The organism is Streptomyces sp. NPDC001744 (assembly GCF_042892575.1).
Classification (GTDB): Bacteria; Actinomycetota; Actinomycetes; order Streptomycetales; family Streptomycetaceae; genus Streptomyces.
In genome coordinates, this window is the sequence record NZ_JBIAUG010000031.1 from 1 (window position 1) to 14,635 (window position 14,635).

Consider the following 14,635-nt stretch of genomic DNA (forward strand, 5'->3'; position numbering starts at 1 on the left):
GGGGGGTTTGGGGGGCGCGCCACAACGCCCCGCAATTTTATTGCCGTTATTCCCGCCCCCAACCCCCCCCCCCCAACCCCGGGCGGCCCCCCCCCGGGGGGGGGGGGGGGGGGCGCGCCGCCTTTCCGGGTGTCCCGGCGGGGCGTCAGGCGTACTGGGCGACGAGGCTGCGCGGGCGGATGTCGGTCCAGTGGGTCGTGATGTACTCCAGGGCGCCGGCCCGGTCGGCGGGGCCGTGGACGCTGGTCCAGCCCTCGGGGACGTCCGCGAAGTCCGGCCACAGGGAGTGCTGGCCCTCGTCGTTCACGACGACGCGGAAGGTTCCCTCGGCGTTGTCGAACGGGTTGACGGAATCGCTCATGACTGGCTCCTCGTTTCCTTCTTCTGCAGGGCGGAGAGTTTCTCCGAGAGAATTCTTCCGATGTGTGCGAGTGGCTTCGGTTCGACCATTTCGAGATGGCCGCATTCGACGGTGTGGTTGTCGACGATCCCCTGGGTGAAGGGAATCCAGGTGGCGGCGAGGGCACCTTCCGGTTCCCCCGGCCTGCGGGCGGTGAAGAACAGCACGTCGGTGTCGGCGACACCGGGCACGTGCCGGGCCATGAGTCCGGCGTGGGTCTCGGAGGCGCGCAGCACCGCCCGCAGCTCCTCGTCCGAGAAGCCGGCGAGGACGGGGTCCTCGCGGCGGATCCGTGCCATCGCCCCGGCGGGGTCCTCGACGGGTGCCACCGTCCGCTCCTCCGGCGGCAGTACGGAGACGCTGCCGGGTCCGGTCCGGTGGACGTCCATCAGGGCGAGGAGTTCGACGTGTTCGCCGGCCTCGTGGAGGCGTACCGCCATGGTGTGGGCGACGAGGCCGCCGTAGGACCAGCCGAGCAGCCGGTAGGGGCCCCGGGGCCGGACGCGGCGGATCGTCTCCAGGTAGTCGTCGGCCATCTCCTCGACGCTGCGCGGCCGGTGGCCGGGGTCGCCCAGGGCGCGGGCCTGGAGCGCGTACAGCGGCTGGTCGTCGCCGAGGTGGCGGGCGAGGCCCGCGTAGGCCCAGCCGACGCCGGTGCCGGGGTGGACGCAGAACAGCGGGGGGCGGGTGCCCCGGGTGCTGAGCGGCAGCAGGACGCCCAGGGCGGCGGCCGTGCCGTCACCGCCGTTTCCGGTCCCGTCCCCGGCTCCGGCCCCGTCCGGCCCGAGGAGGCCGGCGGGGGTGGGCAGGCGGAAGAGGTCGCGGACGGTGCGCTCGACGCCCAGGACGCCGCGCATGCGGTTGACCAGGCGGACGCCCAGCAGGGAATGGCCGCCCAGGGAGAAGAAGTTGTCGTCGATGCCGACATCGGGCACGTCGAGGATCTCGGCGAACAGGGCGCACAGCACCTCCTCGCGGGCGTTGCGGGGCCGCCGTCCTCCTCCGGCCGGGGCGGACCCGCGGGGGGCGGGCAGCGCGGCGCGGTCGGGTTTGCCGTTGACGGTCAGCGGCAGGGCGTCGAGGACGACGACCGCGGAGGGCACGAGGTGTTCGGGGAGCGTCGCCCGGGCCGCGGCGAGGAGTTCGGCCCCGGTGACGGAGCGCCCGGCGCGGGGGACGGCGTAGCCGACGAGGGTCTTCTCGCCGGGCCGGTCCTCGCGGACCACGGCGAGAGCCTGGCCGACGGCGGGGTGCTCGGCCAGCGCCCGCTCGACCTCGCCGGGTTCGATCCGCACGCCGCGCAGTTTGATCTGGCCGTCCGCGCGGCCGAGGAAGCGGAGTTCGCCGCCGGGGGTCCACAGGACGCGGTCGCCGGTGCGGTACATGCGGCTGCCGTCGTTCTCGAAGGGGTCGGGGACGAAGCGTTCGGCGGTCGTGCCGGGGCGGCCGACGTAACCGCGTGCCACGTGCGCGCCGGCGATGTACAGCTCGCCGGGGACGCCGGGCGGCACGGGTCGCAGGGCGTCGTCGAGGACGTGGCCGCGGGTGTTGTCCATGGGCCGCCCGAGGTGGACGCCGGAATCCCGCGGGGTGCGCCGCCCGGTGGTGAACCACTGGTTGTGGGAGGCGAAGGTGGTCTCGGTGGGCCCGTAGGAGTGGACGAGGACGGTGTCGGGGCAGTGGGTGAGGACCCGCTGGACGGCGGCCGGGGAGACGACGTCCCCGCCGGTCCACACCTCGCGCAGCGAGCGGAGGGTGTCCAGTCCCTCGTCGGCCATGACGTGGAACAGGCCGGCGGTGAAGTAGGCGTCGGTGACGCCGTGCCGGTGGACGGCGCGGGCGGTCTCGGCGAGGTCGGTGCCGTCGCCGGGGGTGATCACGAGGCTGCCGCCGCCGAGCAGCGGCACCCAGGTCTCGAAGACGGAGGCGTCGAAGCCGGTCGCGGAGTGCACCAGCATCCGCCGGGTCCCGCCCCTGGCGAGGTCGCGGTCGGCGGCGAGTTCGAGGACGTTGCGGTGGGTGACGCCGACGCCCTTGGGCCGGCCGGTCGAACCGGAGGTGAACATCACGTACATCAGGTCGTCCCCGGTGGCGCGGGCGTCCTCGTGGTCGTCCTCCCCCGGTGCCGTGCCGGGCGCGTCGACGGCGAGGACGGCGGCGGGGAAGCCCTCCGGGAGCGCGGCGCCGTGCGCCGTGTCGGTCGCCACGAGGCGGGCCCCGGCGTCCTCGGTCATCAGCCGGATCCTGGCCTCGGGGAGGCGGGGGTCCAGCGGCAGGTGGGCGGCGCCGCACTTGAGGACGGCGAGCGCCGTCACCACCAGGGGAACGCCCCGGTCGAGGAGGACGCCCACGGTGTCGCCGCGGCGCGCTCCGGCCGCCCGGAGGCGGGCGGCGAGCGCGTCGGCGCGGGCGTCGAGCTCGCCGTACGTGACGGTCTCGTCGTCGGTGATCAGCGCGGGGGCCCCGGGGGTGCGGGCGGCCCGGCGGGCGATCCGCTCGTGGACGGTGTCCGGGCCCGCGGGCGGCACGGTGGCGGTGTCGTTGTGCGCGACGGTGAGCAGGAACCGGTCGGCGTCGGTGAGGAGGCCGATGTCCCCGATCCGTACGCCGGGGTCGGTCGCGGCGGCGCGCAGGGTCCGGTCGAGGTGGGCGGCGAGCAGGGCGGCGGTGGGGGCGTCGAACAGGTCCGTGGCGTACTCCAGGCCGCCGGTCAGGCCGCCGGGGCCGCCGTCCGCGTCCCGCCGCTCGGTCAGGGCGAAGGTCAGGTCGAACTTGGTGGAGACGGTGTCGAGGAGGGCGGGTCCGCCGTCCCGGAAGAGGCTTCGCGCGGTGGTCGTGCCGGGCGCGTCGCGGGTGTAGTCGTGGTGGAGCTGGACGACGGTCTGGGCCAGCGGGTGGTGGGCGGTGGTGCGGACGGGGTTGAGGTGTTCGACCACGCGGTCGAAGGGGAGTTCCTGGTGGGCGTAGGCGGCGAGGTCGGCCCGCCGGACCCGTTCGAGGAGTTCGGCGAAGGTGGGGTCGCCGGAGGTGTCGGTGCGCAGCACCAGGGTGTTGACGAAGAAGCCGACCAGATCGCCGAGGGCTTCGTCGTCGCGTCCCGCGGTCATGGTGGCGAGCGGCAGGTCGGTGCCGGCGCCGTGCCGGGTGAGGACGGCGGCCAGGGCGGCCTGGAGGACCATGAGGAGGGTGGTGCCGCTGTTCCGGGCGAGGGTTTCCAGGGCCCGGTGGGTGGCGGGGTCGAGGGTGACGGGGGCGTGTCCGCCGCGGTGGGCGGCCTCGGCGGGGCGGGGCCGGGCGCAGGGCAGGTCGAGCACGGGCGGCGCGCCGGCCAGGGTCTTCTCCCAGAACTCCAGGTGGGCGCGGGCGGCCGGTCCGTCGGTCAGGTCCCGTTGCCAGAGGGTGTAGTCGGCGTACTGGAGGGGCAGCGGTTCCCAGTCGGGGGCGCGGCCCGCGGCGCGGGCGAGGCAGGCGGTGGCGAGGTCGGCGAGCAGCGGTCCGGTGGACCAGCCGTCGGCGGCGATGTGGTGGACGAGGACGACGAGGACCTGTCCGCCGTCACCGGGCCGTTCCCGTTCGTCGTCGGGCAGGAGGAGCGTGGCCCGCAGCGGGGTGTCCTCGGCGAGGTCGAAGACGTGCGCGGCGGCCTCGGCGACGGCCTCGGGGAGCCGCGCGGCGGGGACGGTCCGTACGTCGAGCGGGGGGCGGACCCCGGTCAGGACCTCCTGGTGGGGTTCGCCGTCGACGGCCCGGTAGCGGGTGCGGAGCACTTCGTGGCGGTCGGAGACGTCGGTGAGCGCGCGGGCGAGGACGTCCGGGTCGAGGGGGACGGACGGCCGCAGGACGAGGGGGATGTTGTAGGAGGCTCCGGGTCCTTCGAGGGTGTCGACGAACCACAGCCGGCGCTGGGCGTACGAGAGGGGGAGGCGGGCGGGCCGGTCCGGGCGCGGGACGGGCCGGGGCCGGGCGGTCCCGGTGGCACCGGCGGAACCGGCGCCGTCGGCCTCCTGGGCGGCGATGCGGCGGGCGAGCGCGTCGGGGGTGGGGGCGAGGAGGAGGTCGCGGACCTGGACGTCGGCGCCGAGGCGGGCACGGACGCGGTTGGCGAGGCGCACGCCGCTCATGGAGTGGCCGCCGATGGTGAAGAACCCCTCGTGCGGGCCCACGTGGTCCAGGCCGAGGACTTCGGCGAAGAGGGCGCGGAGGGTGTCGACGTGGGCCGGGGGCGGTTCCTCGGCGGTGTGCGCGGCGGACCGGGCCTCCTCCCGCGCGGCCTCGGCGGCGCGGGCCCTCCGTCCGTCGAGGGCGAGCCGGTCGGCGGGGGCGACGAGCGCGGTGTCCGGGACGGGGTCGCCGGGGCGGTCGGCGGCGGCGCGCAGGGCGCGTTCGAGGGCGGTGAGGAGGAGCCGGGCGGTGGACTCGTCGAGGACGTCCGTGGCGTACTCCAGGGCGAGCCGGATTCCGGCGGGGGCGCCGTCGGCGTCGCGGAGCTCCTCGCAGGCGGCGGTGAGGTCGAACTTGGTGGTGGCCGGGCCGTCCGCGGCGAACCGGCCCTCGGACGTGCCGAACCGGAAGGTCCCGTCGCCGGTCCCGCCGGTCCGCAGGGTGAGCATCACCTGGAACAGGGGGTGGAGGCCGGGGGTGCGGGGCGGGTTGAGGTGTTCGACGAGGAGGTCGAAGGGGAGCCCCTGGTGGTCGAAGGCGGCGAGGTCGGTGTCGCGGACCCGCCGCAGGAGGTCGGTGAAGGCGGGGTCTCCGGAGGTGTCGGTGGGCAGGACGAGCGTGTTGACGAAGAAGCCGACCAGGTCGTCGAGGGCTTCGTCGTCGCGTCCGGCGACGGGGGTGCCGAGGGCCACGCGGTCGCCGGAGCCGGACGCCCGCAGGGCGAGGGCGAGGGCGCCCTGGAGGACCATGAGGAGGCTGGCGCCGTGTTCCTCGGCGAGGCGGACGAGCCGCGCGTGGACGGCGGGTTCGAGGGCGGTGGCCACCTGGGCGCCGCCGTGGTCGCGGACGGCGGGCCGGGGCCGGTCGAGCGGCAGGCCGGTGGCGTCGGGGAGGCCGTCGAGGGCGGCCCGCCAGTGGGCCAGGCCCCGGGCCACGAGGGAGTCGGGGTCGTCGTCCGCGCCGAGGACGTCGTTCTGCCAGAGGGTGTAGTCGGCGTACTGGACGGGCAGCGGCTCCCAGTCGGGCGCGGCGCCCCCGGCGCGGGCGGCGTGGGCGCGGGCCAGGTCGGTCATGAGGGGGGTGAGGGACCAGCCGTCGCCGGCGACGTGGTGGAGCAGGACGGCGAGGGTGGCGCCGGGTCCCTCGTCGGGGAGGAAGAGGGCGACGCGCAGGGGGAGTTCGCGGGAGAGGTCGAAGGTCTCGGCGGTGAAGGCGGCGACCCGGGCGGGGAGGTCGGCGGCGGGGCACTCGACGGTGCGGAGCCGGACGGCGGTGGGGGCGAGGACGTGCTGGTACGGCTCGTCCTCGGGCGCGGGGAACACGGTGCGCAGCACCTCGTGCCGTTCGGCGAGGTCGGTGACGGCGGCGGCCAGGGCGGTGCGGTCGGGCGCCGCGTCCAGGTGGAGGACGACCGGCATGTTGTAGGCGGCGGACGGGCCGTCGAACTGGTTGACCAGCCAGAGCCGTCGCTGCGCGTGGGAGAGCGGCACCCGGTCCCCGGCCGGCGGGAGCTCCTCGTGGACGACGGGCAGGCGCGGGTCGGTGGTGCGCAGCCTCTTGCGGTCGATCTTGCCGGAGCTGGTGCGGGGCAGGGCGACGACGACGCTGACGGCGGGCACGGCCGCGGGCGGCATCCGGTCCCGCACCCAGGCGCGCAGCTCCTCCGCGCCGGTGCCTCCCCCGGTGACGACGAAGGCGACCAGTCGCTTGACCCCGTCGTCGTCCTGCTGGGCGACGACGGCGGCCTCCCGGACGGCGGGGTGGCCGGCGAGGACGGAGTCGACGGCGGCGGGGTCGATGCGCTGGCCGCCGATCTTCACCTCGTCGTCGAGGCGTCCGTGGTAGAGGATCTGCCGGTCCTCGCCGAGGGTGACGAGGTCGCCGGTGCGGTAGGCGCGCTCGCCGTCCAGGGTGGTGAAGCGGCGGGCGTTCAGCTCGGGGCGGTGCAGGTAGCCGCGGGTCAGGCCGCCGCCCAGGAGCCAGAGTTCGCCGTCGACGACGGCGGCGCGGACGCCGGGCAGGGGGCGGCCGATGGGGACCGGTCCGGTCTCGTGCCGGGTGAGGTCGGCGACGGTGGCCACGACGGTGGTCTCGGTCGGGCCGTAGCCGTTGAGCAGCCGGATCCGGTCGCCGACGAGTCCGCGCCACTGGGCGATCCGCTCGGGCAGGACGGCCTCGCCGTAGACGATCACGGTGCGCAGGTGGTCCGGGAGACGGACGGAGCCGGTGGTCAGGACGTGGACGAGTTCGTGCCAGTAGGCGGCGGGCAGGTCGAGGAGGGTGATGCCGTACCGCTCGCAGCCGGCGAGGAGTTCGCCGACGTCGAGCATGTCGTCGGTGCGCAGGACGAGGGTGCCGCCCGCGCCGAGGGTGGCGAAGACCTCCTGGACGCTGGCGTCGAAGTGCAGCGGGCTGAACTGGAGGACCCGGGAGGTGGGGCCGATGCCGTAGGCGGGGGTCGCGCCGGCGACGAAGTGGGCGAGGGAGTCGTGGGCGACGACGACGCCGTTCGGGGTGCCGGTGGACCCGGAGGTGTAGATGACGTAGGCGGCGCCCGCTTCCGTGCCGGGTCCGCCGAGGACGAGTTCGCCGTGCCGGGCGACCTCGGCCGGGGCGGGTGCCAGGTCGCCGCAGGCGTCCTTGAGGATGGCCTCGTTGCGGGCGTCGGGGGCCTGGACGTCGAGCGGCAGGTAGGCGGCGCCGGTGGTGAGGACGGCGAGGAGGCCGACGACGGCGTCGACGCCCCGGGGCCGGTGGAGCGCGACGAGGCGGCCGGGCCCCGCTCCCCGGGCGGCGAGCTCCCGGGCCCTCGCGTCCACGGCCGCGGCGAGCTGCGCGTACGTCAGCAGGGTGTCGGCGTGGACCAGGGCGGGGGCACCGGGGCGGGTGCGCGCCTGATGGGCGATCAGGTCGAGTACGGGCGGGGCGGGGACGGGAGAGGGTCCGCCGTCGAGCAGGTCGTCCGTTCCGCTGGGGGGCATGCTGGGTTCCTCCGGTAAGGGGCCGAGAGACCGGGGCGAACGGTTCCTCTCGCCTCCGTGCCCTTCACGCTAGGCGCGGCGCCCCCGCTTCCGGGGCAGTCGGCCCGGCAGCTCCGGGCGGCAGAAGGGCCGTCCGGAGCTGCCGGTGCGGGGCCGTCAGCGGGCCCGTCGCGCGCCCGCCCTGGTGCGGCGGCGCAGTGCCGGGGCCGCGGGCGGGCGGGTCGCCGGTCCGCCGGGGGCGGGCGGAGCGGCCGGCGCGGCCCTGCCGGGGACGGCCCCGGCTCCGGTTCCACCGGGTGCGTCGGCTCCGGCGGCCGGTCCGGCTCCGGCGGCGTCGGCCAGGCGCCGGGCGAGGGAGGCCGCGGTGGGGTTGCGGAACACGTCCCGCAGGGTGAGGTCCCGGCCGAACTCGGCACGAATCCGGTTGAGCAGCCTGACCGCGAGGAGGGAGTGGCCGCCGGACTTGAAGAAGTTGTCGTTCCGGCCCAGGGGCCGGCCGCCGAGGACGGCCCGGAAGAGGGCGAGCAGTTCCTCCTCCCCGCCGTCCGGGGCCGCCGTCTCCCGGGTCTCCTCCTCGGGGAGGAGGGCGGGGTGTTCGCCGGGGGCGGGCAGCCGGTCCACGACGACGACGCGGGCGGGGACCAGGTACTCGGGCAGCCGTTCGGCGGCCCGGTCGCGCAGCTCCTCCCCGCCGGGGCCCCCGGGCGCGCGGGTGACGTACGCGTACAGCCGGTCGTCCCGGACGGCGACGGACGCGCCGGTCACGCCGGGCCGGCCGGTGAGGACGTCCTCGACGCGGCCGGGCTCCACCGGGTAACCGCCCGCGGTGAGGGTGGCGACGGGCCGCAGGGTGCCGTCGGCTGCGGGGAAGGCCCGTCGGCCGGTGGGCCGCGCACCGCCGCCGGGGGCCGGCCCGTACACCTCGCCGGGCACCCGTACGGGTACGGGGCGTCCCCGCTCGTCCCGTACGGTCTCCGGGCCCGCGGGGGCCTCCGGGCCGTACCGCAGTCCGGACAGCGGGAGTCCGGGGTCGGCGGCGAACGCGTCGAGGGTCTCGGCGAGGCGCCGGGCCAGGAGGCGGGCGGTGTCCTCGTCGTAGAGGGCGGTGGCGTATTCGAGGACGCCGCGCAGGCCGGCCGGGGCGCCGTCGGCGCCGGTGAGTTCGGTGAGCGCGAAGGTGAGGTCCGACTTGGCGCCGGTGGTCCGGAACGCGACCGGTTCGCCGTCCAGGACGTTCGGGGCGCCGGGGGCCGCCCCGGTGTTCGCGGCGTGGACCTGGAGCATCACCTGGACGAGCGGGGCGTGGGCGGCGGAGCGGTGCGGGCTGAGGTGTTCGACGAGCCGGTCGAAGGGCAGGTCCTGGTTGCCGTAGGCGGTGAGTCCCGCCTCGCGGACGCGCCGCGTCAGGTCGGTGAGGGCGGGGTCGCCGGAGGTGTCGGTGCGCAGGACCAGCGTGTTGACGAAGAAGCCGACGAGGGGGTGCAGGGCGTCGTCCGCGCGGCCGGCGACGGTGGTGCCGATCGCGATGTCGGTGCCCGCGCCGTGCCGGGTGAGGAGGGCGGCGAGGGCGGCCTGCACGACCATGAAGAGGGTGGCGCCGTCGCTCCGGGCGCGGCGCAGCAGGGCGCGGTGGGTGGCGGCGCCCACGTCGAAGGCGGTGAGGGCGCCGGCTCCGTCGCTCTCCGCCGGGCGCGGCCGGTCGGTGGGCAGGGCGAGCAGCGGCGGCAGTCCGTCGAGGGCGGTCCGCCAGTGGGCCAGCTGCGCTTCCGCGAGGCTGCGTCCGCCCCGCCGGCCGTCCCCGGCGTGTTCGGCCCGTTCACCCCGTTCGCTCTGCTCGTCGTGCTCGCCGTGTTCGCCGTCGAGGAGGTCGTGCTGCCAGAGGGTGTAGTCGGTGTACTGGACGGGGAGCGGCTTCCAGTCCGGGGCGCGTCCCTCGGCACGGGCGCGGTAGGCGGTGTCGAGGTCGGCCAGGAGGCACGGGGTGGACCAGCCGTCGCCCGCGATGTGGTGCAGCAGCAGCACCACCACCTGGCCGCCGTCGCCGTCGGTCACGAGGCGGGCCCGGAAGGGGATCTCCGCGGCCAGGTCGAAGACGTGCCCGGCGGCCTCGTCCACGGCCGCCCGCAGCGCGTCCGGGCCGTCGGCCCGGACCTGTTCGAGGACGGGCGCGACGCCGTCGAGGACCTGCTGGTGGGGCTCGCCGCCGGTGGACCGGTAGACGGTGCGCAGCACCTCGTGCCGGGCGGTGACGTCCGCGAGGGCCTCGGCGAACACGGCCGGGTCGAGGGGGCGGTGGAGCCGGATCGCGAGGGGGATGTTGTAGGTGGCGCTCGGTCCTTCGAGCCGGTTCAGGAACCACAGCCGGCGCTGGGCGAAGGAGAGCGGTATCCGCTCGGGCCGCGCCTCCTCCGGTACGGGCCGCAGGGCCGGGCGGGCGGGTCCGGTGCCCCGTTCGCCGAGGCGCCGCAGGAGCCGGCGCGGGGTCGGGGCGAGGAAGACGTCACGGAGCGCGGCCTGGAGGCCGAGGGCGCCGCGCACGCGGTTGGTGAGCCTGCCCGCGAGGAGGGAGTGCCCGCCGAGCTTGAAGAAGTTCTCCTCCGGTGACACCTCCTCCCGCCCCAGGACCTCCGCGAACAGACCGCGGAGGATCTCCTCGCGGGGGTCGGCGGCGGCACGCGCCCGTCCGTCCTCGCGCGGCTCCTTCCCGCCGTCCGCCCGGCACCGTTCGGCCGCCGCCAGGGCCTCGTGGCGCCGGTCCAGGTCCCGCCGTTCCCCGTCGGTGAGCAGACGGGCGGCGTCGAGGCGCGTGTCGGCGGGCCCTTCGGCGAGCGCCGTCAGCGCCCGCCGGAACAGGCCGAGGAGGAGGAGCGCGGTCTCCTCGTCGTACAGGTCGGTCGCGTACTGCAGTCCGAGCCGCAGACCGTCCGGTTCGCCGTCCGGGCCGAACCGCTCCAGGCAGTCGAAGGAGAGGTCGAACTTGGCGGCGGCGAGGTCGGCGCCGTCGAGGACGGCCGGTATGCCGCCCAGGCGGTACGGGGCGTCCCGCGCGGTCCGCGCGCTGACCAGGACCTGGAAGAAGGGGTGCCGGCCGAGGGACCGCTCGGGGTTCAGGTCCTCCACCAGGAGGTCGAACGGCAGGTCCTCGTGCGCGAACGCCGCCAGGTCCGTCTCCCGCACCCGGTCCACCAGTTCGGCCGGTGTGGGACGGTCCGGCAGGTCGGTCCGCAGGGCCAGCGTGTTCACGAAGAAGCCCACCAGGTCGTGCAGCGCCTCCTCGGGCCGCCCCGCCACCGGCGTCCCCACCACCACGTCCGGTCCCGCGCCCGCCGCCCGCAGCGCGAGGGCGAGCGCGGCCCGCACCACCATGAAGAACGTCGCCCGCCGGGCACGGGCGAGTCCGGTCAGCGCCCGGTGGGTTCCGGCGTCCAGGTCCAGGGAGACCGCCTCACCCCGCCGCCGTCCGGGGTCGGACGGCCTCGGACGGTCGGCGGGCAGCCGTGTCTCCGCCGGAATGCCGTCGAGCGCCTCGCGCCAGAAGGCGAGCTGTTCGTGCGCGGTGCTGTCGGGGTCCCCGGGGTCCCCGAGCATGTCGCGCTGCCAGAGGGCGTAGTCGGCGTACTGGACGGGCAGCGGCTCCCAGTCCGGGGCACGTCCCCCGGCGCGGGCGCGGTAGGCGAGGTCCAGGTCCGTGAGCAGGCAGCCCACCGACCAGCCGTCCGTGGCGATGTGGTGGACCAGCAGTACCAGGACCGCCGTCCCGTCCTCCACCTCGAACAGCCTCGTCCGGAGCGGCGGTTCGGTGGTCACGTCGATCGGTGTCCGGGCGAAGGCCGTCGCCCGCGCCCGCACGTCCCCGGCGGCCGTGCCCCGTTCGACCTCGAACCGGAGTTCGGGCGCGTCGACGATCCGCTGGTACGGTTCGCCGTCCCGCACCGGGTACACCGTCCGCAGCACCTCGTGCCGCTCCGTCACGTCCCGTACCGCCGCCTCCAGCGCCCCCGGGTCGGGCATCGCTTCCAGGCGGAGCACCACGGGCGCGTTGTACGCCGACGACGGGCCTTCCAGCCGGCTCAGGAACCACAGCCGGCGCTGGGCGTAGGACAGGGGGATCACGGTTGCTGCTCCTCGGGGTGGGGTGCGGGCGGGGGCCGGGGACGGGGACCGCGGGGCGCGGGTGACGGTCAGGCGTCCTTCGCGGCCGTCAGCTCCTCGATGTGGGCGGCGAGGTCGCGCAGTCGCGGGTGGGCGTAGACGGCCTTGACGGGCAGGGCCACGGAGAGTTCGGCCCGCACCCGGGAGACCAGCTTGATGGCGAGCAGGGAGTGGCCGCCGAGCTTGAAGAAGTTGTCGTCGGGGCCGATCGACGCGGCGCCCAGGACCTGCGTCCACACGCGGGCGATCAGCTCCTCCGCCGGGCCGCTCGGCCCGTCGGCGGCGCCGGTCCCGGCCGACCTGGGCGCGGGGCCGGCCGGGGCCGCGACGCGGGTGGGGAGCGCGGACCGGTCGAGCTTGCCGCTGGGCGTCGTGGCGAACCGGTCCACCGCGACGTACGCGGACGGGACCATGTACGGCGGCAGCACGGCGGCGAGGGCGGTGCGGAGCGCGGTGGCGTCGCCGCCCCGGTGGTAGGCGATCAGGCCGGGGGTGCCGCCCGCGTCCTCGCCGAGGACCACGGCGGCCTCGGCGACGCCGTCCACCCGGGTGAGGGCGGCCTCGATCTCGGGGAGTTCGACGCGGTGCCCGCGCAGTTTGACCTGGCCGTCGGCGCGGCCGAGGTAGACGAGCCGGCCGCCGGGGAGGAGACGGCAGCGGTCGCCGGTGCGGTACATGCGTCCGCCGGGGGCTCCGGACGGGTCGGCGACGAAGCGTTCCGCCGTCAGGCCCGGGCGGTGCCGGTAGCCCCGGGCCACGCGCGGACCGGCCAGGTACAGCTCGCCGGTCTCCCCCTCCCCCACCGGGGCGAGGTTCCCGTCGAGGAGCCGCGCCCGGAGTCCGGGCAGGACGGTGCCGATGTGCGGCTCGTCCGGGCGGTCGATCCGGGCGAGGGTGGCGTCGACGGTGCACTCGGTGGGCCCGTACAGGTTGAGGGCGCGCAGGAGGCCGGAGGCGTGGGCGGCGGCCAGGCGGTCCCAGAGTGCCGGGCCGATCGCCTCGCCGCCGACCAGGAGGGTCAGCGGGCGCGGACCGCCACCGGGGGTGAGCAGGTCGAGCAGCGGGTCCGCGTGCGACGGGGTGATGTCCAGGTCGGTGAGGACCTGTTCGTCGACGAAGGCCGCGAGGAGCGCCGGGTCGCGGCGGGTCTCCTCGTCGATCACGACGAGGGTGTCGCCCCGGCAGAGCCGTACCCACTGCTGTACGGACGCGTCGAACGACGGGGAGGCGTTCCAGCCGACCCGGCGGCCCTCGCCGGTGGCGGCTCCCGCCTCTTCCAGCTCCCGCAGCAGCAGGGACGCGGCACCGCGGCCGATCTCCACGCCCTTGGGGCGTCCGGTGGAGCCGGAGGTGTAGATGACGTAGGCGAGGGTGCCGGCCGTGACCGGGACGGGCTCGTACGGGACGGGGACGCCGTCGCGGGCGTCCGTCAGTTCGGCGACGGTCACGGCGCGGGTGCCGGGGGCCGGGGACCCGGCCGTGCCGTCCGTCACCACCAGGTCGGCGCGGGAGTCCTCCACGAGGTAGCGGCGGCGCTCGGCGGGCAGGGCGGGGTCGACCGGCAGGTAGGCGGCGCCGGCGGTGAGGGTGCCGATGATCGCGGCGACGAGGCCGGCGCCGCGCGGCAGGCAGAGCGCCACGACGCTCTCCGGGCCGGCGCCGAGGGCGGCGAGCCGGGCCGCGACGGTGGCGGCCTCGGCCCGCAGCTCGTCGAAGGTGAGGGTGCGGTCGCCCGCGACGACGGCGGTACGGCCGCCGGGGGCGGCGGCGAGCCGGGCGAGCAGGTCGGCCGCGCCGGTGCCGGCGGCGGCGCGGGCGTCCGCGGCGTGCTCCTGCGGGAGGGTGGCGGGGCGCTCGGGGAGGACGGCGGTCACGGCGGGGTTCACCTTCCGTACGGGGCGGTGGAGGGGGCGGAGGTCGGGGAGCAGGCGGACAGCGGCACCGGCTCGCCCATGGCGACGAGGATCTTGCGGTCCCCGGTGTACGACTCCCGGCCGTGGGCGCAGAGGATGTTGTCGACCAGCATCAGGTCGCCGGCCCGCCAGCTCTCCCGCACGGTGACCGCCCGGTAGGCGTCGTTGACGGCGTCCACCTCGGCGTCGGTGAGGGCGGTGCCGTCGCCCAGGAGGGTCTGGAAGGGCAGGCCGTCCTCGCCGAACGTGTCGGTGAGGACCTCGCGGACGTCCTCGTCCAGGCTGCGGGCGTTCCAGAACGCGAAGTGGTTGAACCAGACGCGCTCGCCGGTCACCGGGTGGGTGATGATCGCGGAGCGGCGCTGGCGGGTGCGCAGGGTGTCCTCGTCCAGCCATTCGTAGCCGATGGCGTGGGCGTCGCAGTACTCCTCGGCGCCCGCCGGCTCGTCCGAGGAGAACGCCTTGCGCCAGGGCATGCCCGCCAGGTCGGAGTAGTTGCGCACCAGCAGCCAGCCGGCTTCGGCGAACCGGTCCACGAGGTCGCGCGGGAGCAGGGCGAGGGCCTGCCGCATGTCGCCGATCGTGGTCGCCCCGCCGGTCTCGGAGGCGGTGACGCAGCCGAAGAGCAGCACGCCGGGGAAGTCGAGGGTGTAGCTGTTCTCGTTGTGCAGGCGGATCGGCTGGGCGGCGGGCAGGTCGGTGGAGGAGAAGACGCCCTCGCCGAAGTCGGTGCGCGGGGTGGCCTTCTCCTTGTACCCGGCGCGCTCGGCGATCAGCGCGTCCCGTGCCTCGGCGAAGGTCGCCGCGTCCGTCACGGGCAGTCCGCGCAGCATGAGGGCGCCGGAGCGGTGCAGTTCGGCCTGGATGTCGGGGCGCCGCGCGGACAGCCACGCGGTGGCCTCCGCCATGGTGCCGAAGGCGGGCGTGTGGAGGACGGCCGGTTTGCCGGGCTCCCGTACGACGGTGACGCCGGCGGCGGCCGGGCTCGGGACGAAGGTGGTCATGGCGGGTTCCTCGCCTTCCGTGGG

Annotated in this window: 5 protein-coding genes; all 5 read right to left on the reverse strand. The window is 76.2% G+C overall.

Annotation, left to right across the window (positions count from 1 at the left end):
• Positions 1-145 precede the first annotated feature (145 nt).
• Entirely contained in the window at positions 146-361 is a 216-nt protein-coding gene (locus ACFYZY_RS27875) for an MbtH family protein (RefSeq protein ID WP_388699494.1), read from the reverse strand.
• Entirely contained in the window at positions 358-7,542 is a 7,185-nt protein-coding gene (locus ACFYZY_RS27880; RefSeq protein ID WP_388699495.1) for an amino acid adenylation domain-containing protein, read from the reverse strand. Before ACFYZY_RS27880 ends, ACFYZY_RS27875 begins: the two co-directional genes overlap by 4 nt.
• Positions 7,543-7,698: 156 nt before the next feature.
• Positions 7,699-11,655: a condensation domain-containing protein gene (locus ACFYZY_RS27885; RefSeq protein ID WP_388699496.1), complete on the reverse strand. Its 3,957-nt coding sequence runs from the start codon at positions 11,653-11,655 to the stop codon at positions 7,699-7,701.
• A gap of 68 nt (positions 11,656-11,723) precedes the next feature.
• Positions 11,724-13,568, reverse strand: a complete 1,845-nt coding sequence (locus ACFYZY_RS27890) for an amino acid adenylation domain-containing protein (protein WP_388699498.1) — start codon at positions 13,566-13,568, stop codon at positions 11,724-11,726.
• Positions 13,569-13,576: 8 nt separating this feature from the next.
• Positions 13,577-14,611, reverse strand: a complete 1,035-nt coding sequence (locus tag ACFYZY_RS27895; RefSeq protein WP_388699499.1) for a TauD/TfdA family dioxygenase — start codon at positions 14,609-14,611, stop codon at positions 13,577-13,579.
• Positions 14,612-14,635: the final 24 nt, after the last annotated feature.